At 61.9% G+C, this 20,351-nt stretch carries 19 protein-coding genes; 8 read left to right on the plus strand and 11 right to left on the minus strand.

Annotation, left to right across the window (positions count from 1 at the left end; all coding sequences use genetic code 11):
* Nucleotides 1-94: 94 nt before the first annotated feature.
* Nucleotides 95-1,399, minus strand: a complete 1,305-nt coding sequence (locus JAO85_RS16590) for an MFS transporter (RefSeq protein ID WP_039048776.1) — start codon at nucleotides 1,397-1,399, stop codon at nucleotides 95-97.
* A gap of 344 nt (nucleotides 1,400-1,743) precedes the next feature.
* On the opposite strand from JAO85_RS16590, the gene JAO85_RS16595 reads away from it, so the two are divergent.
* Nucleotides 1,744-2,091: a hypothetical protein gene (locus JAO85_RS16595; RefSeq protein ID WP_003053278.1), complete on the plus strand. Its 348-nt coding sequence runs from the start codon at nucleotides 1,744-1,746 to the stop codon at nucleotides 2,089-2,091.
* Between the two features lie 437 nt (nucleotides 2,092-2,528).
* On the opposite strand, the gene JAO85_RS16600 is transcribed toward JAO85_RS16595, so the two are convergent.
* The gene (locus JAO85_RS16600; RefSeq protein ID WP_202788561.1) at nucleotides 2,529-3,350 is read right to left on the minus strand and encodes an META and DUF4377 domain-containing protein; all 822 of its coding nucleotides are present in this window, start codon (nucleotides 3,348-3,350) and stop codon (nucleotides 2,529-2,531) included.
* A gap of 437 nt (nucleotides 3,351-3,787) precedes the next feature.
* Between JAO85_RS16600 and JAO85_RS16605 the strand changes: the two genes are divergently transcribed.
* Nucleotides 3,788-4,246, plus strand: coding sequence for a DUF2242 domain-containing protein (locus JAO85_RS16605; RefSeq protein WP_003063876.1), 459 nt, complete (start codon nucleotides 3,788-3,790; stop codon nucleotides 4,244-4,246).
* 112 nt (nucleotides 4,247-4,358) lie between these two features.
* On the opposite strand, the gene JAO85_RS16610 is transcribed toward JAO85_RS16605, so the two are convergent.
* The 5 genes from JAO85_RS16610 to JAO85_RS16630 form a co-directional block, all read right to left on the minus strand.
* A complete protein-coding gene (locus tag JAO85_RS16610; protein ID WP_202788562.1) occupies nucleotides 4,359-5,240 on the minus strand; it encodes a M23 family metallopeptidase in 882 nt (293 codons plus the stop codon).
* Between the two features lie 113 nt (nucleotides 5,241-5,353).
* On the minus strand, nucleotides 5,354-5,980 hold the full coding sequence (locus JAO85_RS16615) for an FMN-binding negative transcriptional regulator (RefSeq protein WP_012839192.1): 627 nt from the start codon (nucleotides 5,978-5,980) through the stop codon (nucleotides 5,354-5,356).
* 126 nt (nucleotides 5,981-6,106) lie between these two features.
* Nucleotides 6,107-8,131 (minus strand): DUF3300 domain-containing protein, encoded by a 2,025-nt coding sequence (locus JAO85_RS16620; protein WP_202788563.1) that lies wholly within the window; start codon nucleotides 8,129-8,131, stop codon nucleotides 6,107-6,109.
* 324 nt (nucleotides 8,132-8,455) lie between these two features.
* On the minus strand, nucleotides 8,456-9,877 hold the full coding sequence (locus JAO85_RS16625) for a YdgA family protein (protein ID WP_202788564.1): 1,422 nt from the start codon (nucleotides 9,875-9,877) through the stop codon (nucleotides 8,456-8,458).
* A 309-nt stretch (nucleotides 9,878-10,186) separates the two neighbouring features.
* The gene (locus JAO85_RS16630) at nucleotides 10,187-12,004 is read right to left on the minus strand and encodes a glutamine--tRNA ligase/YqeY domain fusion protein (RefSeq protein ID WP_039048779.1); all 1,818 of its coding nucleotides are present in this window, start codon (nucleotides 12,002-12,004) and stop codon (nucleotides 10,187-10,189) included.
* Between the two features lie 226 nt (nucleotides 12,005-12,230).
* Between JAO85_RS16630 and JAO85_RS16635 the strand changes: the two genes are divergently transcribed.
* The 5 genes from JAO85_RS16635 to JAO85_RS16655 all read left to right on the plus strand — a co-directional run bounded on the left by JAO85_RS16635 (nucleotide 12,231) and on the right by JAO85_RS16655 (nucleotide 15,370).
* The gene (locus JAO85_RS16635; protein ID WP_003063865.1) at nucleotides 12,231-12,566 is read left to right on the plus strand and encodes a hypothetical protein; all 336 of its coding nucleotides are present in this window, start codon (nucleotides 12,231-12,233) and stop codon (nucleotides 12,564-12,566) included.
* A gap of 133 nt (nucleotides 12,567-12,699) precedes the next feature.
* Nucleotides 12,700-13,143, plus strand: a complete 444-nt coding sequence (gene aroQ / locus JAO85_RS16640) for a type II 3-dehydroquinate dehydratase (RefSeq protein WP_202788565.1) — start codon at nucleotides 12,700-12,702, stop codon at nucleotides 13,141-13,143.
* Nucleotides 13,137-14,075: an alpha/beta hydrolase gene (locus tag JAO85_RS16645; RefSeq protein WP_202788566.1), complete on the plus strand. Its 939-nt coding sequence runs from the start codon at nucleotides 13,137-13,139 to the stop codon at nucleotides 14,073-14,075. The genes aroQ and JAO85_RS16645 overlap by 7 nt, the downstream gene beginning before the upstream one ends.
* Nucleotides 14,072-14,482 carry an alternative ribosome rescue aminoacyl-tRNA hydrolase ArfB gene (arfB, locus tag JAO85_RS16650; protein ID WP_003063861.1) on the plus strand — a complete coding sequence of 137 codons (411 nt, stop codon included), beginning with the start codon at nucleotides 14,072-14,074 and terminating at the stop codon, nucleotides 14,480-14,482. The genes JAO85_RS16645 and arfB overlap by 4 nt, the downstream gene beginning before the upstream one ends.
* 195 nt (nucleotides 14,483-14,677) lie before the next feature.
* Nucleotides 14,678-15,370: an alpha/beta hydrolase gene (locus JAO85_RS16655; RefSeq protein WP_039048782.1), complete on the plus strand. Its 693-nt coding sequence runs from the start codon at nucleotides 14,678-14,680 to the stop codon at nucleotides 15,368-15,370.
* On the opposite strand, the gene JAO85_RS16660 is transcribed toward JAO85_RS16655, so the two are convergent.
* From JAO85_RS16660 to JAO85_RS16670, 3 genes are all read right to left on the minus strand, one after another.
* The gene (locus tag JAO85_RS16660) at nucleotides 15,364-15,696 is read right to left on the minus strand and encodes an SMR family transporter (protein WP_034359382.1); all 333 of its coding nucleotides are present in this window, start codon (nucleotides 15,694-15,696) and stop codon (nucleotides 15,364-15,366) included. The genes JAO85_RS16655 and JAO85_RS16660 overlap by 7 nt on opposite strands.
* Before the next feature lie 140 nt (nucleotides 15,697-15,836).
* Complete coding sequence (gene map, locus JAO85_RS16665; protein ID WP_039048783.1) at nucleotides 15,837-16,643, minus strand: type I methionyl aminopeptidase; 807 nt, start codon at nucleotides 16,641-16,643, stop codon at nucleotides 15,837-15,839.
* Nucleotides 16,640-16,903 carry a ParD-like family protein gene (locus JAO85_RS16670; RefSeq protein WP_003063854.1) on the minus strand — a complete coding sequence of 88 codons (264 nt, stop codon included), beginning with the start codon at nucleotides 16,901-16,903 and terminating at the stop codon, nucleotides 16,640-16,642. The genes map and JAO85_RS16670 overlap by 4 nt, the downstream gene beginning before the upstream one ends.
* Before the next feature lie 386 nt (nucleotides 16,904-17,289).
* Here JAO85_RS16670 and JAO85_RS16675 point away from each other — a divergent pair, with 386 nt between their 5' ends.
* Nucleotides 17,290-18,669, plus strand: coding sequence for an NAD(P)/FAD-dependent oxidoreductase (locus tag JAO85_RS16675; RefSeq protein WP_012839185.1), 1,380 nt, complete (start codon nucleotides 17,290-17,292; stop codon nucleotides 18,667-18,669).
* 1 nt (nucleotide 18,670) lies between these two features.
* Here JAO85_RS16675 and JAO85_RS16680 read toward each other — a convergent pair whose 3' ends face one another.
* Nucleotides 18,671-20,341: a phospholipase D family protein gene (locus JAO85_RS16680; RefSeq protein ID WP_012839184.1), complete on the minus strand. Its 1,671-nt coding sequence runs from the start codon at nucleotides 20,339-20,341 to the stop codon at nucleotides 18,671-18,673.
* Between the last annotated feature and the right edge of the window lie 10 nt (nucleotides 20,342-20,351).

Here is a 20,351-nt window from a genome sequence, read left to right on the forward strand (position 1 = left end):
ATCAGCCGCCGCGATCGGCAAAAAGCCTCGCAGGGTCTGCGAGGCTTTTTTGTGTCGAAACGGGTTGCAGCGCCAATTGCCCGATGGTTGGCAGCTATTGATTTTCAAGTGCTTGCGGGGGCTCGAGGCCGCTTACGCGCGCCGCATCTTCGAGCCTGTCCACATCGCGCAGCGGCTTGAACAGTGTCATCCAGCCACCCACCACGCCCAGCGTGCACAGGCTGCCCAGAATGGCGGCGGGAACTGCGCCAAACCAGGACGCGCTGCTGCCTGCGCGGAACTCGCCCAGCTCGTTGGAGGAGCCGATGAACAACATGTTCACCGCATTCACGCGGCCGCGCATATGGTCGGGCGTGGAAAACTGCACCAATGCGCCGCGAATATAGACGCTAACCATATCGGCCGCGCCGGCCACGGCCAGTGCCAGCATGGACAGTACAAACCAGTGCGAGAGCGCAAACACCAGATTGGCCAGTCCGAACACTGCTACGGCGGCAAACATCACCTTGCCCACGCGGCGGTTGATGGGGCGCGATGCCAGCCACAGGCCCATGCAGACCTCTCCCGCAGCCATGGAGGAGCGCAGCAGGCCCAGGCCTTGCGGACCTACCTGAAGCACCTCGTGCGCATAGACGGGCAGCAGGGCCACAACGCCGCCCAGCAGCACAGCAAACAGATCGAGCGAGATGGTGCCAAGGATGATGGGGCGGGTGCGCATGAAATGCAGGCCTTCGGCAAAGCGCTGCCACATGGTGGTTTGAACGTCAGTGACGATCCTGGGGCTGGCAAAGTGCACGGGGACCTGGCTCAGCAGGCCTGCGCCCAGAAGCAGAGCGACGCCGCAGACTGCATAGGTCAGCACGCCGCCGCCGAGCGCGTACAGCAGGCCGCCCAGCACGGGAGCGGCAATCGCCGAGATACGCATCAGCATGCTGTTGGTGGCCAGTGCCTGGGCCAGCTGCTCGCGGGCAACGATCTGCGGCAACAGGCTTTGCAGCGCCGGACCGCTGAAGGCGCGACTGCAGCCAAACAGCACCAGCACTGCATAAATCCAGTGCACATTGTGAGCACCGCTCTCGGCCAGCAGCCAGAGCAGGCCCGAGCAGACCGCGGCCACCAGCCAGCTGATGCCAAGCAGGCGCTTGCGGCTCATGCGGTCGCTGAGATCGCCAGCGGGAATCAGCAGACCCGCCATGGGCAGGAACTGCGCCAGCCCGACATAGGCCAGAGACAGAGGCTCGCGCGTGATGTCGTATACCTGCCAGGCCACCACCACGGCCTGCATCTGCTGGGCAAACATGGCAAGCATGCGTGCCAGCACGAAATTGACAAAAGCGGGATCGCGCAATGGCGGGATGGAGGGGGCCTGAGGCGCTGTAGAGGTGACGGGGGTGGACAAGGTGAGATCCGTGAGTGCGGCTGGGGAGGCGGGAGTGGGCCTGGGCCGACTTCCTGCCTTGGCGACCTGAAATGTCAGAGGGCCGAGTATGCGCGATCGCCTTGTTCTCTGCAGTGCCTGTGGCCGTTATGAGCATTCACTTCTGCTGCGGTTCATATCCGGCAAGCAGGCTGCGGATTGACCTTCATGCCATGCAGGAGAGAAGCCTTGTTTGTCAAAAAATGTTTACCGACGAAGGCATGAGTCACTTTCCCACACGCAAGGAAACGGCGGCGATTCATCATAGCTTCACACAAATGGTTTGGCGTTATGAATAGCGAAGCTTTCTCTCAAGGAGTCACATCATGTCCATGCTTTCGATGCAATACGCAGGAACTCTTCTGGGCCGCGAAGCAGTCATTGAATTCCCGGACAGCCAGGCCCAAGTCCGCTACACCGCCAGCGGTCAGATGCGCTGGCGCGTGGTGGACTCGCAAGGGCATATTTCCGAGGGCTGCGAGAACCTCAGCTATCTGCAACTGAGCGACCACCTGCATTTTTTGAACTGGATCGAGAAAACCGGCTTCACGGTCAGCCAGGTCATAGACTCGGCCAAGGGCACGGTGCAGGCTTTCTGGTCCTACGCTGACAACCAGTGCGAAAGCGGCCATCGTTCCTCCATGTTTGTGGAAGGCCGTTTCCGTCTGCGTTGAATCTGTCGGCTCTTGTCCGGGGCATGGAGCCGGGGCAGAAGCCAGTTCAATGATTTGTGTGTGTGAGGTCAGTGACTTTCCTCTCTTGCCGACATCCGAAAGGTGTCGGCTTTTTTCTCCGTGAAACATCGCAGGCCCAACCATCCCTGCGTATTTTTTGATCGCAGTGCCCGAAGTCAATGCCTGTGCGGCCTCGTCCTGTTTTTCCGAGGCTTGTCCACAGGCAGCTCCACAGACGCTGGGCATAACCTGCAATCCTGTTTCCCGAACTGCTACGTTCAGAAAAAATTCCCTAAGTAGTTATTGCCAAAAGAAAATCGTCCTCTGACACCGGCTTCGATCGATGGAGTGTGGTGCGTGAAACATCGGCGTTGAATGTACGCATGGAAATAGAAAAGCCGGCACCTGGGCCGGCTTTTTCAATGCCTGAACGTGGCTTACTTGCGCTTGTCGGCGATGGCCGAGGACACCACCATGTCCAGCACATAGACATAGCTTGAAGCATCGGCGGGAACATTCTGGCGCTTGAAGCGGTTGATGCGCAGCACGTTGCTCACACCGGCTTCGTGCTTGTAGCCTTCAATCTCGCTGTAGAAGTTCTCCCACTGGCCGGTATAGGTCTTGACGCCGTTGTCGCCGTAGCGGATCTCGCGCACCTGCAGACACTGATGGCGGCCTGCACCTGCACTGCAGGCCTTGCGCTCGGGACCGACCTCGAGAAATATGCGCTCGGGCGCGCTGCCGTATTGGGTCTGGGCGGTGGGCTTGCCGTTGAGCTGCCAGCGCGTGCCATCAATGAACTGCAGCGTCAGGCGAGGCTGTTCAGTAGTGGCGCCGCCGAGCTGCACGTTCCACTGCTTGGCCGTAGGCAGAATGCGCGCAACCTTCTGCTCCAGCATCATCAGCTGGTTGTCATTGCAGGCACGCAGGGTGCTCATGCCGCGCTGCAGATTGATGCGCAGGCCTTCAACGGTGTAAGCCGACGAGATGACGTTGCACAGATTCTTGACGACGACGCGCTGGTCCACGAAGTCCAGCTCGATAGGTGCCTGGCTGGAGCCCAGGAACCAGCTCTGGTCCTCATTGCCCGCCGGCGTGAAGGCCTCTTGCAATTTCCAGTGGTAGGCAGTCAGCGACGCGGCATCGCCTGCGGGGCCTGTAGGGCCGGGCTTGCTTGCACCGCCGCCGCCTGTCGTACCGCAGGCGGCAAGCGTCATGGAAGCAACAAGGGGAAGGCACCAGGTCCAGCGAAATTTCATAGGGTTTCCTTAAGGTCGAATAGAGGAATACGGCAAACCGTGTCAGCAGAAACAGAGTCTCTGTTGACCATATCAGTTCCCTGCGGGTTTTATCTGACCTTAACCCAACGTTGCTGTTGTTTTGCGCTTCGACAACCTCAGAGTGTCAGCAAATGCTGCACGCTGACGGGCGGAGAAATCAGATGTGCCGCTCGGGCGTGAAGCCCCTGTAAAGATCGAAAAAATCCGTACGTCTAGACAGCGCTTCGTCAAATTAGTCTTTGCCAAGCTGCTACGCTTCAAAGGTTCGGGCTATGAAGAAACTACGGCCCAGGCATCAAGGAGTTTCTGTGCGCTTAGGTGGTGTTGCTTTGTTTGGGCTGAATTGGGGGCGGCTGGGTTCTGTGGGCATATTGGCAGGTTTGCTGGGGGCATGCTCGGCAACCGCACCTCAGCATATGCCGGTACAGGAGACTTTCGACTCCAGTTCCACGTTTTCCCGCGGCTTTGATGCGACACCGGCACAGACTTGCGAGGCCGCGCGTCGCGCCTTGTTGAGCCAGGGTTATATCGCCACGGCCAGGACGCAGGAGCTGATAGAAGGGCGCAAGAACTTCCAGCCCAATACGGAGACCAATCTGGAAATCAATTTCCGTGTGGTCTGCGTGCCGCAGACCAGCGACGGCCTGGTCAGTCTGGGTTTTGCGACAGCGTTGCAGGATCGCTATTCGCTCAAGAAAAGCGCAACCTCGGCCAGCGTGGGCGTGAGCGCTCTGGGTTCGCTGTCTCTGCCGTTTTCTTCCAGCAACGATTCGCTGGTCAAGGTGGGCAGCGAGACCATTTCCAAACGCAGCTTCTACGACAGTTTTTTCGAACTGGTGGAGAACTATCTGAAGCAGGATCAGGATGCGCCATAGTTTCGAGCAAACCGGTCTGCAGCGCTTGGTAGGTCGGGAGCTTGTGATTCTGATCTGGTAGCAAGAACTAAAAAGCGGCTCGCGGAGCCGCTTTTTAGTCTGAGAGATCCGTTCAGATGAACAGCGCCGGGTCCACCATGGCGCGGTTCAGCATCACGCTCCAGTGCAGGTGGGGACCGGTCACGCGGCCTGTGGCTCCGACCTTGCAAAAGGCATCGCCCGTCTGCAACTGGTCGCCCGGCTTGCAGTCCACCTGGCTCAGGTGGCAGTACATGGTGAGCAGGCCGCCGCCATGGTCCAGCCAGACCGTGCCGCCGTTGAAGAAATAGTCGCCCACATCGATCACCTTGCCGGGCAGCGGTGCACGCACCGGCGTTCCGGTGGGGGCGGCAATGTCCATGCCGCTGTGCGGATTGCGCGACTGGCCGTTGAAGACACGGCGCAGGCCGAAGCTGCTGGAGCGACGGCCCGGCACCGGCACGCGCATGTGCAGGCTGCCGGCAGGCTGCGGCTCGGTGAAGGTGGCCATCACGGTCTTCAGGTGGGCGGCCTCGCGTTCGTAGCGGGCATTGTCTTCGGCAGACAGATCCACCGTCTTGGGCGAGACCTTGAGGCGTTGCTCCACATACTGTTTGTCGCGCACCGTATAGCTCATGGTGCGCAGACGGCCGTCGGCCTTCACGCCAATGCTTTGCTCACCCGGTGTGGTGGCCAGCGGTATGCCCACGAGTGCGGTCCATTCGATCATGTCGCCCACCACCAGAACCTCGGCCTCCGCTGCCGTGACCAGGGGGCGTGCGGAGGCAGGGCCCAGCGACAGGCGTGCGACGCCGCCGGGAACCCTGCTGTCCTGCGGCCAGAGCGCGCTGTCCGAGTTGGCGCTGCGTGCCGCCCAGGTCGGTGCTGCGGCAAACAGCGCTGTTTGCGCCATCCATTGCAGCAGGCGACGGCGTGCGGGAGGGAAAGAGGGGCTGGTAAGTTGTTCGGTCGGCATGGTGCTTTTCGGATTGTGCAGGCATTGTGCTGTATTGCTATCGATAGCGGAGCTAAAGGCGATACAGGCATGTGAGCTTTACGCTGGCTATGCCTTGAAGGCCGGCCGCGCGATCAGGGCTGGCGCATGCTCTGGGCCAGATCCAGCTGCCCCAGCTGCTCCAGAGCCTGCACTGCACCGAGCCGGTCGCGCTGCTGCTTGTTCTGGCTCAGCTTGAACTTGGCTTCAAGGCGGTCGACGGTAATTTCCAGGCCCACGATGGCGCCGAGCATGCGTTGCAGGTAGTCGGGCGGAGCGTCGCTCATCTTCCATGGGGCCTCGGCATTGTTGCTGGCCTCGTGGCGGCGGGTGAGCCGGCCCACCACGCCGCGCACGAACTTTTCATCGTCGCGCACACCGATGCGGCCGTGCGCGTGGACCACACGGTAGTTCCAGGTCGGCACCTGCTCGTGGTTCTCGTGCTTGCTGGGATACCAGTTGGGGGAGATATAGGCCTGCTCGGCACGGAAGATCACCAGCACGGAGCTGTCGTCCCGGATCTGCTGCCACACGGGGTTGGCGCGCGCCACGTGGGCGATCAGGCGCAAAACGCCGTCCTCGTCCTGCAATAGCTCGAAAGGCAGGTGATTGGCGTCCAGTCCCGCGTCGGACTGGGTGACCAGACAACCCAGCGGGTGAGCCTGGATCAGGGCATGCAGGGAGGCCGGATCATCGATCTTGAAATGGCTGGGGTTGTACATGAAGGCTGCGGCAATGAGTGGAGCAAAACGAATGAGCTTTTATGAGCTTGTTTATACCGTCATGCAGGTTGCGCGCTGACAAGCCGCCTGCATGGCAGGCGGCTTGGTACGAAGGCGAGTGGCGTTTCAGCGGTGCTCGCGATCCCCGCGCGAGCGGCCCTCTGAGCGCGCAGCTTGCATGCGAGCCTGTTGCTCGGCCTGGTGCTGCTGAGCCTGCTGCTGGCGTTGGGCCTGTTCCTGTGCCCGTTGTTGCTGCATCTGGGCCTGCTGCTGGCGCTGCTGTTGTTCACGAGCCTGTTGCTGCTGCATTTGCTGCTGGCGCTGAGCTTGCTCCTGGGCGTGCTGCTGTTGCATCTGCTGCATCTGGGCCTGCTGCTGGCGCTGCTGTTGTTCACGGGCTTGTTGCTGCTGCATTTGTTGCTGGCGCTGAGCCTGTTCCTGGACGCGCTGCTGTTGCATCTGCTGCATCTGTGCCTGTTGCCGACGCTCTTGCTGTTCAAGGGCTTGTTGCTGCATTTGTTGCTGGCGCTGAGTCTGCTCCTGGGCGCGCTGCTGTTGCTGCTGCATCTGGGCTTGTCGCTGGAGCTCCTGCTGCTCGCGGACTTGCTGCATGGGCTGCTGACGCTGGGCCTGCTCCTGGGTGTGCTGCTGTTGCACCTGCACAGGAGTCTGCTGCTGCATTGCTTGCTGGCGCTGGGTTGGCTCCTGTGGGCGTTGCTGCATGGCTTTCTCCGCCGTGGCAGCCTGCATCTGCGGCGCCTGCGGTGGATGGCGATCATGCGGGTTTTGCGGCGGCATCAAGGTATTGCCATTGGACGCGCGTGGCCCGCCTGGAACCTGGTTGGGTCCCTGGGCAAAGCCCGGCCTGCCCTGTAGCTGTGTAGCCAGAGGACTCTGTGCTGGCTGGCGCTGGCTCAGGGCATGGCCGCCGGCAGCGAGGGCCGCGGCACCGACGGCCGCTGCTGTTGCGCCGCCAGCAATCGCGCCCGGCTGCAGTCCATGCTGTGCAGCGAAGACGCCTGCAGTCTGAGGCTGTCCGGTTTGTACCTGGCGCTCGCCTGCGGCATTTGCATGGATGTTGTTGATGTAGGTGTTGTCCGTGCGATGGATGTTCTGCACCACGGTTCGCGACTGCGATATATAGGTGGTGTTGTTGTAGACCACGGCCGGACGGGCCTGCGGGGGCGGGGGGCGCTCGCCGTGGCGCCAGGGCCTTTCGGGATCGCCCCAGTGCATATTCCAGGCATTCCAGCCCCAGGACGGATGCCTGTCCATGGACCCGGCCAGCACGATGGCGGTGCCAAAGCCCAGCAGGCCGGCCATCACGGGCACGCCGGCCACGGGAGTCGGAGGCGGCACCTCCACATAACGGTAGCCGCCATATACGGGCAGCGGCTGACCGTAGACCGCAGCGGGGTTGTACTGGGGAACGTAGACCGTATCCAGCTGGGAAGGGCTGATTTCAATGAACTGCTCCGGGGGCTCTATGACCGGGTCCGGCAGCGGTGTGACCACGGCTCCAGGCGTATAGGCCACGGCGGCTGGCGTGGAGGCCAGGTTGACCTTGAGCTGACTGGAGGTCTTGAGCGTGCCGGCCTTGTAGGCCCGGTTGCGCATCACCTGTATGGCATTCATCACATCCGAGGGATCGTTGTAATAGGCCTTGCCCAGCGCCGTGGTCCAGGGCAGATTGGAGGCCATCTGTTCCAGCACATTGGGAAACTGGGTCAATGATTTGACGGACGGGTCCCAGCTCTGGGCGTTGACGGCATTGCTCAGCGCCGTCTTCTGCAGGCCGGGGTTCTGCCCCAGCCAGGTTTCGGCGGCGCTGATCTGGTCTGGATAGGTGGCACCGGCCAGGATCTGGGCCACCAGCTTGTCCGGGTACAGCGCAATCGGCGCCACCATCCGGTAGAGCGTGTCCGCATCGGGTGGCACATAGGCTGGGGGTTGAGGCCGGGCGGCATCGAGCGTGGCGACCGGTGCCGAGGCCGGCGGTGCACTGTCCGCCTTGATCGGCGAATCCTTGTCGTTGCAGGCGCTCAGCGCCATGGCTGCGGCCAGGGCTATCACGCCCGGGTGCCAGAGACGGGCGACCGTGTTTGGCTGCAGTTCCGGCTGCTCAGACCGGGTCCGGGAGAAATGCGACATCTGACGCTCCTTGCGCCGCGCCGTGCAAATCACGGTGCTTTGGCGGATGCTGTTTTAACGCCAGTGTTGAGCCGTTGTTGACAGAGTGTTGTAAGCAAATAAAGCCTGTGGCTGCAGGCCATGGTCGGCGAGAGAATATAAATTCTGATAGCTTCTTTCGTAGAGTAGGTAAGGCTTAGAGGCTAAAAACACTCAGAATTTTGGGCGGGGCATGCAGAGAGCGCTTGCTCGCCTGTATATCCACGCCCGGGGCGATTTTTTCCATGAAAAAGGCCTGCGCGAGGCAGGCCCTGGAGCTATCCGCGAAGCAGCACGCCGGTCACATCATTCGGTCATGGTGCCCATGAGTGTGCTCGTGCCCATGGCATCCAGCGGTTTGCCGTTGACCTGGAATTCCCCCTTGGCATAGACGATCTCGGTGCGCATCTTGCCGTCCTTGTCTTCGAAGATGCCTTGCTCCTTGAGCATGTCCAGGCTGGCCTGAGTCTGGGCTTTGGCGGCTTCCTCGATATCTTCGGGCTTGTACTCGCTCTCGCCTTCAAACACGGCCAGCAGGCTGGAGCGCCTGCGCGAGAGCATCATGTTTTCCATGAAGGCCTTGGGCATATCGGCCTTGAGGCTGACCTTCAGGTCCTGCAGCAGAGTGCCCATCTTCTCGCCATCGCCCAGATATTGAATGGCAGCCGCGAACTCGCTTACGCCGTCGGGGGTGCGCATGGACAGACGTTTGAGTTCGATCACGGGCTGGCGTGCCAGCGCCTGTGTCAGCGACTTGAGCATTTTCTCGCGCAGATCGCCGCTTTGCTGTTCTTCGGCGTCTTCATCGTCCCCGGCTTCGCCTGTGGCACCGAGCAGCGGGTTCTTGCGCTTGCTCATTTCCACGACCTGGTTGATCCAGTTGGCATCGACATTGTTGAACGCCATGTCGAGCACCAGATCATCAGCCTGTTTGTCTTCGAGCTTGGCGGTCTTGATGCCGGTCTTGAGCGTCATTTCCACCACCTCGCCCTTGAGGATGGTGTCCGAATCCATGGAGATGCCTTCGAAGTGGCTGGCAGAGTTCTTGCCTTCCTCTTCCTGCTTGGTGGCGGCAATCTTGGCAATCGTCATGGCAAACGGGCCGGTCCAGAACTGCTGGCCCGTGGGCTGCTTCATGTCGAAGCGCATATCGGCCTTGTCCAGCGTCACGCTGCCTTCCTCGTCCTTGAACTGCAGGCCGGCGAAGCTGCCCGTGCCCTTGGCGGCCTTCATGTCGGCGGGCATGTCCCAGACGATCTTCATGCCGCCCCAGTTCATTTCGCTGTCCTTGATCTTGCTGCTCACGGCCGGCGATGTCATGACGTTGGAGCTGCTGCGGCCCCAGCCGACCTTGGTGTCGACTTCCAGCGGCGAGCGGCCGTTGAGCGCGGTCTTCAGCGCCGGGTCCGCGTCTTCGGGCAGATTGAAGCTGGTGTGAATCTCGGCGGCATGGCCCAGGGGGAGCGGTCCGTGGCTGATCTTGTGCTCGGCGGTGAACTGGACGGGCTCGTCGCCGCTGTCCAGCGTCCAGACTGTTTTGGCGGTGGAAGAAAAAGCACCACGGTCATAGCTGGTGACCTGAATCCTCACGCCATGCTCGTTCCACTTGTCCAGGCCTTCGGTAAAGCTCTGCTGCAACTTGCCGCCCATGTAATAGCTGGTGCCCAGTGTTCCCGCCACGATCACGGCGATGGCCGCTGCAATGCCTGCCCCTGCTTTTTTGTTCATTCTTGACCTTTGATGAAAATAAAAAATCCGCGAATGAATTGCGGATTGGTAATGTTGTGGTGAGCAGGATTCTAGAAAGAAAATAATGGAATGCTCTGAATTTCAGAACATTTTATGTAAATGCTTATCAAGTATTAAAAATCAATACCGGCGGTATTTATTTCAATATGTAACCATAATTTAGGGGCGCCATCCATTTCCCGATCGGAGAACCGAATGGCTGTTCTCGGGATAAATGCCGCAGCGGTTTGCGCAATAAAAAAGGCTGCCAGTGAATCCTGGCAGCCTTGCTGAAACTGGCTGGAGCGTTTACTTGCCCCAGCTGTCCTTGAGTCCGGTGATCTTGTTGAACACGGGCTTGTCGCTGCGGTGATCCTTGCGGTCGGCCACAAAGTAGCCAAAGCGCTCGAACTGGAACTTGTCGTCAGCCAGGGCCGCCTTGAGCGAAGGCTCCACATAGGCGGTGACGACCTTCAGGCTGTCGGGGTTCAGCAGGGCCAGGAAGTCCTTGCCGCCTGCATCGGGCTGCGGGTCGGTGAACAGACGGTCATACATGCGCACTTCGGCCTGCAGGCCGTCGGCCACGCCCACCCAGGTGATGGCGGCCTTGACCTTGACGCTGTCGGCGCCCGGTGTGCCGCTCTTGGTGTCGGGCACCACGGTGGCCAGCACCTTGGTCACATTGCCATCGGCGTCCTTTTCGGCGCCCGTGCATTCGATCACATAGCCGCCCTTGAGGCGGACCTTGTTGCCGGGGAACAGGCGCTTGTAGCCCTTGGGCGGCACTTCGGCAAAGTCTTCGCGCTCGATCCAGACTTCGCGGCCAAGGGTGAAACGGCGCTCTGGCACAGCTTCACCCTCTGCCGCGTGGGGCAGGGCGGGCAGGTGGCAGTCCTCCAGATGTTCGGCGCTGCCAAACACTTCGGCCCAGTTGCTGAGTTCGAGCTTGACCGGGTCCAGCACGACCATGGCGCGGTGTGCCTTGTTTTCCAGATCTTCACGCAGACAGCCGTCCAGCGTGCCGTAGTCGATCCAGGCGTAGTCCTTGGTCACGCCGATGCGTTCGCAGAAGTTGCGGATGGACGCTGGCGTGTAGCCGCGGCGGCGCAGGCCGACCACGGTGGGCATGCGCGGGTCGTCCCAGCCGGTGACGAACTGGTTGTCCACCAGATGCTTGAGCTTGCGCTTGCTGGTGATCACATAGGTGAGGTTCAGGCGCGAGAACTCGTACTGGCGGGGCTGGGGGGCGTCGATCAGACCGCCTTCGCGCAGGTGGTTCAGCAGCCAGTCGTAGAAGGGGCGCTGATCCTCGAACTCCAGCGTGCAGATGGAGTGGGTGATGTGCTCGTAGGCATCCTCGATGGGGTGCGCAAAGGTATACATCGGGTAGATGCACCACTGATTGCCAGTGTTGTGATGCTCGGCGTGGCGCACGCGGTAGATGGCCGGGTCGCGCAGATTGATATTGGGCGCGGCCATGTCGATCTTGGCGCGCAGCACTGCGGCGCCATCGGCCAGCTTGCCGTCCTTCATGTCGGCAAAGCGCTGCAGGTTTTCGGCCACGGAGCGGTCGCGGAAGGGGCTGTTCACGCCGGGACGCGTGAAGTCGCCGCGGTTGGCCTTCATCTCGTCGGCCGACTGCTCGTCCACGTAGGCCAGGCCCTGCTCGATCAGGTAGACCGCGCAGCGGTACATGAAGTCGAAGTAATTGCTGGCGAAGTAGAGGTTCTCGTGTCCGTCGGCATCCTTCCAGTCGAAGCCCAGCCAGCGCACGGCATCGATGATGCCGTCCACATATTCCTGGTCTTCCTTTTCGGGATTGGTGTCGTCGAAGCGCAGATGGCAGACGCCGCCGAAGTCGCGGGCCAGACCGAAGTTCAGGCAGATGGACTTGGCATGACCCACGTGCAGATAGCCGTTGGGCTCTGGCGGAAAGCGGGTGCGGATCTTGGCTTCGTCGACCTGGCCGCTTTGGTGATGCTGGGCATCGCCGGGCGCGCCGCCCCAGTGACGGGTGGCATAAGTGCCCTTGTCCAGATCCGATTCGATAATCTGGCGCAGGAAATTGGTTGGCTTGACCGCTTCAGGGGCGGAGTTGTTGGATTTGGAGGCGTCAGCAGAGCTCATTGCACCATTTTAGGCCGGCTGTCATGACCTCATGTCGATCTGCGGACACTGCAGCTTTGCCTCGTGTGCATTTGGACACAATGTTTTGGAGGAACCGTGCCATCCTGACGGGACTCTGAAACGTTATATCCCCAAGGGCCGAAGGCGCTGCACAGATCTGCAGGCTTGCCCTCGGTGACACATAAACAGAGGAGAGATTGTGATGTCCAGAACAACTTCCCCCCGCATGGCCAAGCTGCTTGCCGCTGGCTCTATCGCTATTGCAGGCTTGATGGCTGCCGCAGGCGCCCAGGCACATGGCGGCGTCAGCCTGTCGGTCGGCATCGGCGTGCCCGGCGTGGCCGTGGGCGTCGGCGCTCCCGTTTACGCCACACCCTATATGGCGCCGGCCCCGGTCTATATGCCGCCGCGCCCTGTCTACTATGCGCCTCCGGCACCGGTCTACTACGCGCCGCCGCCGCCCGTGTATCGTCCCGCACCCGTGATGGTCGTGCCCGGCCCGGTCTATTACGGTGGCGGCCCGCGCTGGCGTGGTCATCGCCATCATCATCACTATCGTTGATGGCATCGATGACAGAGCCCTGAAAGACTCTGCACCACAGACGGCTGCCCAGGCAGCCGTTTTTTTATGCCTGCGGGTCGGTTGCAGCGCTCGCATAATCCGGGCAGTCCTCAAAAATCAGGAGAGTGCTTCCGTGAAAACCGTCTATGTCCTCAATGGCCCCAATCTCAATCTGCTGGGCATGCGCGAACCCGGCATCTATGGATCGGCCACGTTGGCCGATGTTCAGAAGCTCTGCGAGGATGCTTGCCTGCGCCATGGCTTGAAGCTGGAATTCCGCCAGAGCAACCATGAGGGCGAGCTGGTGGACTGGATTCACGAGGCAGGCCGGTTGCACGCCAAGGGGGAGTTGCAGGCGCTGATCATGAATGCGGCGGCCTACACCCATACCAGTGTGGCAATTCTCGATGCCGTCAAGGGCACGGCCGTGTCGCTGGTGGAGTTGCACATCAGCAATGTCCATGCGCGTGAGAGCTTTCGCCACCATTCCTATCTGTCGGCCACGGCGCGCGCCGTGATGTGCGGCTTCGGCGTGGCAGGCTACGGTCTGGCCATCGATGCGGTGGCGCAGTGGTGACATCGGCGGTTGAAGCAGCCTGTTCGCTGGAGCAGGTCTCGCAGGAGCTGGGGGTCGACGTGCCACCAGCGATTGCCCGGTTGCAGGCCACGGCGCAGCGCGTGCAGACCCGGCTTGGAGAAGCTGCCGACAGCGGCGCGATGATCTGGCATGGCTGGCAGCCCCCGGCTGGGGTGGCGCAGCGCGGCCTGCCGCTGGTGCTGCTGCATGGCGGCAGCGGTAGCTGGACGCATTGGTTGCGCGTGATTGAGCCGCTGACCGAGGCGGGCTACAGCCTGTGGCTGGCCGATCTGCCGGGTTTTGGCGAATCCGATGGCGTGCCCGGCGGCATGGATGTGGACACCATGCTGGAGCCCCTGGCCTATGGCATCCGGCAACTGCTGGGCAATGCCGACACGGGTCCGGTCTGCGATCTGGTCGGTTTTTCCTTTGGCGGCATGACTGTCGGTCTGCTGGCCGCCGAGCATCCGGAACTGGCCCGGAGGCTGGTGGTGGTCGGCGCTCCCGGCATGGGAATGACCGAAGGACGCAGCGTGCGCCTGCTGGGCTGGCGCCACCTGCAGGGGCTGGAGGCCCAGATGCAGGCCCATCGCCACAATATCGCGGCCCTCATGCTGCATGATGCGGCGCTGATTGATGAGGAGACGCTGGCTCTGTATGCGCTCAATGTGGCGCGTGACCGGCTGCCGCGCAGGCGGCTGTCGCGCACCGATGTGCTGGTCCGGGCCCTGACCCGTATCAAGGTGCCGGTGGCGGCGATCTATGGCGAGCATGACCCTCTGTATGCGGGCTGCCTGGCCGAGCTGCAACTGCTGATGCAGCGTCAGTGCCGGGGGGCGCTGGACTGGCAGGTGATGCGGAACGTCGGCCATTGGGTACAGCACGAGGATCCGGCCACCTTCTGCGCTACGCTGCAGGAGGCTCTGTCGTGAGCAATGCGGCCGCCTTCGAGCTGACCGAAGCCGATGTGCAATGGAGCGCCGTGCGCGCTCAAGGCCCGGGCGGCCAGAATGTGAACAAGGTGGCCAGCGCCGTGCATCTGCGCTTTGACGTTCGAGCCTCGCGTCTGCCGGTCGATGTACAGCAGCGCTTGCTGGCTTTGGGCGACTCGCGCATCACCACCGATGGAGTGGTGGTCATCAAGGCGCAAAAATACCGTACTCAGGAGCACAACCTGTGGGATGGGCTGCAGCGCCTCAATGCGTTGGTGGCCACGGTTGCCAGGCCGCCACGCCCGCGCAAGCCCACCAAGCCGACCTGGGGCTCACAGCAAAGACGCCTGCAGGGCAAAAGCCTGCGCTCCGGCATCAAGGCATTGCGCGGGCGGGTGCATGACTGAGCTTGTGTAGCGGCAACGCCACGCTTAGGCCAGTCAACTGTATCAAAAGGCATGCGCGTACCCTGTCGGGCCGGGTGCGGATCGGTCAGCCGGCTGCGGGTCTGCGCTATATTGTTTTGATAGCTGCAGTCGCAGAATGCAAAAGCGCTACAGCCTGTTCCCCATCAAATTCCGTGCTGCCTTCGGGAGTTGTCCATGAGCACATTGCCTTTGACTTATCTGGAGCGGCCCGCGCAGCTTGCCGCCGGTCGGCCTGCCTGGCTGCTGGTGCTCATGCATGGCGTGGGCAGCAATGAGCAGGACCTGTTCGGCCTAGTGCCCTATGTGCCGCCGCAATTTCATGTGCTCAGTCTGCGCGCGCCCTTTGCCATGGGCATGGGCGCCTACGCCTGGTTTCAGTTCACCGTGGATGCCGATGGCACGCGCCATATCAATGTGCCGCAGGAGCAGCAGGCGCGTATCTTGCTGCAGCAGACGGTGGAGCAGGCCGCGCAGCAGCTGGACATTCCGCCCGAGCGGGTGGTGCTGGGGGGCTTCAGCCAGGGCGGCATCATGAGCCTGAGCCAGTTGCTGACCCAGCCCCAGACCTTGCGTGCCGCACTGGTCTGGCACAGCCGTCTATTGCCCGAGATCGCGTCGCTGCACGCGCCCGCTGCCGCATTCGAGGGCAAGTCGGCCTGGGTCAGCCACGGGACTTATGACAATGTGATTCCGCTGACCAGCGCCCATGCCGTGCGTGACCGTCTGGCCTCCTTGCCCTTGCAACTGAGCTATCACGAGTATCCAGGCGCCCATGAGATACGGCCCGAGGAACTGCGCGCCAGCATGCAGTGGCTACAGGATCTGACGCAGTCAGCAGATGACTTCAGCAGCGATGGCGATCAGTGACCGGCGGTCTTTGAAAACAGATTGATCACCAGCACGCCGCCGACAATCATGGCCATGCCGGCCAGAGCGGGGGCATCGAGCTTCTGGCCCTGCCAGAAATAGGCGACGGCCGAGACCAGCACGATGCCCACGCCGGACCAGATCGCATAGGCCACGCCCGTGGGCACGGTACGCAGCGTCAGCGACAGCAGATAGAAAGAAATCGCATAGCCGACCAGGGAAACCGCGGTAGGGCCGAGCCTGGAGAAGCCTTCCGACCTGGCGAGGAAGGAGGTGGCAATCACCTCGCAGATGATGGCCAGACCCAGATACAGGTAATTTGTCATGCCGGGCACTGTAGTGCGGCTGGGGCCTGGCTGTTTCCAGACTGGTTTCAAGACCCCGGACCGCTTCTGGCCGTTATTGCCAAAATCCAGCGGCTGTGCACACCTCGCCCAGGGCAATACGCGCGGTTCGCCGCGCTTGATCAGATGGCTGGGTAGTCGCCTGTACCTTCGGGCCAGGGGGTCAGAACCTCAAATCCGGTCTCCGTCACCAGCACCATATGCTCCCACTGGGCGGAGAGCGATTTGTCATTGGTGATCACGGTCCAACCGTCCGCCAGTTCGCGCGTGGCGGCCTTGCCGGCGTTGAGCATGGGCTCGATGGTGAAGATCATGCCGGGCTGCAGCGTCAGGCCCTGACCGGGCGTGCCGTAGTGCAGCACCTGGGGCTCGTCGTGATAGACCTTGCCGATGCCATGGCCGCAGTACTCGCGCACGATGGAAAAGCGTTCGCGCTGGGCCACGGTCTGGATGGCATGGCCTACATCGCCCAGCGTGGCCCCGGGCTTGACGGCGCGGATGCCGGCCACCAGCGCTTCATAGGTGGTGTTGACCAGGCGCCTGGCCAGATTGCTGGGCTGGCCCACGTAGTACATGCGGCTGGTGTCGCCGATCCAGCCTTCGGGCGTGGTTACTGCGACGTCGACATTGATGATGTCGCCGTCCTTGAGGACCTGCTTGGTATCGGGGATGCCGTGGCAGACCACATGGTTGACGGAGGTGCACACGGTTTTGGGAAAACCATAGTAGCCCACATTGGTGGGAGTGCATTTCAGCTCGTTGACGATGTAGTCGTGGCAGATCTTGTCCAGTTCCTCTGTGCTTACGCCGGGCTGCACATGAGGGGTGAGCATGGCCAGCACCTTGGCGGCCAGGCCGCCGGCCTTGCGCGAGAGGTAGATGTCGGTGGCGTCATGAATGGGCACGACTTTCTGTTTGCCGCGCTTCATTGCATGCCTCCTACCAGGCGCACAGGACGGGGGCGGCGCACGACTGTGTCGGCTTCATGGGCGCTGGCAGGCTGCAGCTCACGCTCGGCTTGTTGCAGCAGCAGGGCGCAGATGCCTTCGTAATTGAGCTGGGGGTGATGCTCGGCCAGCTGGCCTACACGCAGCCAGTGCTCGGCCTGGGCATTGATGGAGCGGCCGAGGGCCGCGCTGGAGACACGAATCTGGTCGTGCAACTGGTCTGAAATTTTGACGATTCCCATGGCCGAGCATCATAAGGTCTGTATACGTTTCGTATATTGACAAAAGAAAATTGCATGGTTGAAGCCGCGGTTTTGCCGCTGCTTGACAAGCGCTGTTCGTCGAATGGGGTTTTAAGGCCATGTCGTACGACATGGCGCTCAAGAAGTTGATAGCGCGCCACGCTTGATTGGCATTGCTTGCAGCCAGGGTCATTCAGAAAATTGAAAGCTTTCAAGGCAGACCTTGCATTCGTGCAGCTCAAGTCTTATAAAAGATATATATCATCAGTATTTGCCTTGTCCATATTGAGTTTCCTGCTATAAAAATTGAAGAACAATCAATGCGTGCCAGATATCTTGAGATGTTCTGGCGTCCGGTCACAACAGACGCAGAGTCAGGGTCGTTCATGGAAAACGCAGTCAATCAAGCAGAGCAGGGCGAGCAGCCCATCACCGAATCCCAGGAGCCGCAAGCTCGAAAGCCACAGCATCCACGCAATGGGCATGCGGCCCGCATCGTGGTCGTGGGCGGTGGTGTGGCGGGGCTGGAGGTGGCCACGGCCCTCGGCAAGCTCAAGAGTGAAAGCATTGACACGGTGACGCTGGTGGACAGCGACTCCGCCCATGTCTGGAAGCCCATGCTGCACACGATTGCAGCCGGCACTCGCGATCTGGCCCAGCAGCAGACCACTTATCTTGCTCAGGCCACCGATGCCGACTTTGCCTACCAGCCCGGCGAGATGTGCGGTCTGGACCGTGAGGCACGCGAGATTCTGCTGGCCCCCATTTATGCACCCGATGGCCGCGAGCTGGTGGCGGGTCGGCGTCTTGCCTATGACAAGCTGGTGATTGCGGTGGGCAGCGGTGCCAACGACTTCGGCACGCCTGGTGTGCACGAGCATTGCTTCATGATCGATTCGCGCCGCAAGGCCGATGCCTTCAACCAGGAAATTCGTTTGCGCATGGTGCGCTGCATGACCAGCGGCGAACAGTTGCAGGTCGCCATCGTGGGCGGCGGCGCCACGGGGGTAGAGCTTGCGGCGGAGCTGGTTCAGCTTGCAGAGAGTGCCACGGCCTACGGCGCCTTGGGCGAGGCCGCCAAGTTCCGCATCGTGCTGATCGAGGCCGGCTCGCGCCTGCTGCCCAGCTTTCCCGAGGAGATCTCCGAAGCCACACGTGTGCGGCTGCAGGCCCTGGGCGTTTCCGTGATCGTCGGCGGCCGCGTCAGCCGTGCGACCGAGCAAGGTTTCGAGCTGGCCAATGGCGAGCTGATTCCTGCCAGCCTGCGTGTCTGGGCAGCGGGGGTAAAGGCCCCGGAATTCTTGATGCAGCTGGGTTTGCAGACCACGCGCAGCAATCAGCTACTGGTCAATGACGAGATGCAGACCAGCGACCCCGATATCTATGCCCTGGGCGACTGCGCCAGCTATACCCTGCCGGGCAAGCAGGAAGCCTTGCCTCCTACGGCCCAGGTTGCCCACCAGCAAGCCCGCTATCTGATCGAGACTCTGCCTCATGTGCTGGAGCGTCCCGGTGCCAAACCCGTAGGCTTTGCCTATCGTGACTTTGGAGCCCTGGTGTCGCTTGCGCATTACGACGCCTATGGCTCGCTGGGCAAGTTCGGCCTGTTCAACGGCGGCGTGATCCGCGGCCGCATGGCCATGCTCAGCCACATCATGCTGTACCGCTCGCACCAGGCGCGGCTTTACGGCTTCTGGCGCGGCGGCCTGCTGTGGCTGATCGACCTGATGAACGCGCGGCTGCGGCCCTCCATCCGCCTGGACTGAGTTACAAAAATCCTTCGATGGGCAGCCAGCTCAGCACCCGCACCATGAAGCGCTGCCACCAACTGGTACCGGGGTCGGCACTGAAGGTCTGGGCTTCATGGGGCGGCTGCGGACTCTGGCCCGTCCAGCTCAGCCTGCCCTGCGTGTCCAGTTGCACCTTGTAGGCCATGTACGGCAGATGTTGATCCAGCGAGGTGCTGACCTGCTGGCTCAAGGCCGGGTCTTTGATGACCACGCCCATTTCGGTGTTGAGCATGGCCGAGCGCGGATCGAAGTTGAAGGAGCCGACAAAGAGCTGCTTGCCGTCGACCGCGAAGGTCTTGGCATGCAGGCTGGCGCCCGAACTGCCCGTGGTGGCGGAGCTGCCGCTCAGCGCTGCAGGTGAGGGGGCTTCGCGCTTGGGAGTCTTTTCGGCAGGCTCGCTCCTTGGTGTCTTGTCCGGCTCGTTGGCTGCGGGCTGGTTGCGCAGATCGATCTGACGGCGCATCTCGTAGAGTTCCACGCCCATTTTCAGCAGTGGCTTGCGGTATTTCTCGTAGCCGGCATGCACCACGGCCACATCGGTCGCCTCCAGGCTATTGGTCAGAATGCGCACCCGCACACCTTGCTGGCGCAGATGGCCAAAGGCGTCGACTCCGGCCTGGGTGGGCACGAAATAGGGCGACACCACCTCCAGCAACTGCTGTGGCTGGCCAATCACCGGCTGGAGCTGGGACAGCAGCAAGTCCTCGGGTGCGGCTTCGCGCAGGACCTTGGCCGGGTCGTCGCTGACCAGGGTGGTCTCGGCCCATTGCAGCGGCAGTTGACCTGCCAGCAAATCGGTGCTGAAGCGGCTGCGGCTGACGGCCTTCACATAGGCCTGTGATTCGGGGCGATTCACATCGGCGTGCAGGCCAGCATAGACCTTGTCCACGGCTTGCTGTGGCATGGCGGGCAGCAGGCTGGCTGCAGGGTAGGCGGAGGGACTGTTCCAGTAACGGTCGAATTCCGCTGCCACCTCGCCCACCACCGAGCCTGTGGCCACCACATCGAGGTCGGCGAACAGCACGCCGTCGGAGGCGGCAAAGTACTCGTCGCCGATATTGCGCCCGCCCACGATGGTGGCGGAGGAGTCGGCCGTGTAGCTCTTGTTGTGCATGCGCCGCTGGGTGCGTGCGAAGTCCGTCACATAGCCAATCGCCTTGGGCGTGCGCAGGGCAAAGGGGTTGAATAGCCGCACCTCTATTAGAGGGTGCTGGTCCAGGGCGGCCAGGGTGGCGTCCATGCCGCCGGTGCCGCCATCGTCCAAGAGCAGGCGCACGCGCACGCCGCGGTCTGCCGCAAGCAGCAGCTCATCGAGCAGCAAATGGCCGGTGGTGTCGTTGCGCCAGATGTAGTACTGCACATCGAGCGTGCGCTGCGCGGCTCGGGCCAGCAGGGCGCGGGCGGCATAGGCGTCATGGGCATCGGCCAGCATATGGATGCCGCTCTGTCCAGGATGTGCCTGCTGCAGCGGCGCCAGCGCCTGGCCGAGCCGGGTTTGCAGGGCCTGCTCGGCGCTCAGGGCCTCGCTGGCCATGCGATCCGGCAGGGGAGGCAGGCCGCAGCCTGTGAGCAGCCCCGCGATCAGAAGGGCGGCCGCCGTACCGCGCCACAGGGGAAGTTCGGGTCTCGAGGCCTGTGTGTTTTGCATGACCCGAGTA

This window comes from Comamonas sp. NyZ500 (genome assembly GCF_016772095.1).
GTDB classification, from domain to species: Bacteria; Pseudomonadota; Gammaproteobacteria; order Burkholderiales; family Burkholderiaceae_C; genus Comamonas; species Comamonas thiooxydans.

Bases quoted from the DNA above. Each gene is read 5' to 3' on its own strand.
- JAO85_RS16595 (WP_003053278.1), top strand. From the start codon at position 1,744: ATGTCCATGCTTTCGATGCAATACGCAGGAACTCTTCTGGGCCGCGAA.
- JAO85_RS16600 (WP_202788561.1), bottom strand. From the start codon at position 3,350: ATGAAATTTCGCTGGACCTGGTGCCTTCCCCTTGTTGCTTCCATGACG.
- JAO85_RS16605 (WP_003063876.1), top strand. From the start codon at position 3,788: ATGCCGGTACAGGAGACTTTCGACTCCAGTTCCACGTTTTCCCGCGGC.
- JAO85_RS16610 (WP_202788562.1), bottom strand. From the start codon at position 5,240: ATGCCGACCGAACAACTTACCAGCCCCTCTTTCCCTCCCGCACGCCGT.
- JAO85_RS16615 (WP_012839192.1), bottom strand. From the start codon at position 5,980: ATGTACAACCCCAGCCATTTCAAGATCGATGATCCGGCCTCCCTGCAT.
- JAO85_RS16620 (WP_202788563.1), bottom strand. From the start codon at position 8,131: ATGTCGCATTTCTCCCGGACCCGGTCTGAGCAGCCGGAACTGCAGCCA.
- JAO85_RS16625 (WP_202788564.1), bottom strand. From the start codon at position 9,877: ATGAACAAAAAAGCAGGGGCAGGCATTGCAGCGGCCATCGCCGTGATC.
- JAO85_RS16630 (WP_039048779.1), bottom strand. From the start codon at position 12,004: ATGAGCTCTGCTGACGCCTCCAAATCCAACAACTCCGCCCCTGAAGCG.
- JAO85_RS16635 (WP_003063865.1), top strand. From the start codon at position 12,231: ATGGCCAAGCTGCTTGCCGCTGGCTCTATCGCTATTGCAGGCTTGATG.
- JAO85_RS16655 (WP_039048782.1), top strand. From the start codon at position 14,678: ATGAGCACATTGCCTTTGACTTATCTGGAGCGGCCCGCGCAGCTTGCC.
- JAO85_RS16660 (WP_034359382.1), bottom strand. From the start codon at position 15,696: ATGACAAATTACCTGTATCTGGGTCTGGCCATCATCTGCGAGGTGATT.
- map (WP_039048783.1), bottom strand. From the start codon at position 16,643: ATGAAGCGCGGCAAACAGAAAGTCGTGCCCATTCATGACGCCACCGAC.
- JAO85_RS16670 (WP_003063854.1), bottom strand. From the start codon at position 16,903: ATGGGAATCGTCAAAATTTCAGACCAGTTGCACGACCAGATTCGTGTC.
- JAO85_RS16675 (WP_012839185.1), top strand. From the start codon at position 17,290: ATGGAAAACGCAGTCAATCAAGCAGAGCAGGGCGAGCAGCCCATCACC.
- JAO85_RS16680 (WP_012839184.1), bottom strand. From the start codon at position 20,341: ATGCAAAACACACAGGCCTCGAGACCCGAACTTCCCCTGTGGCGCGGT.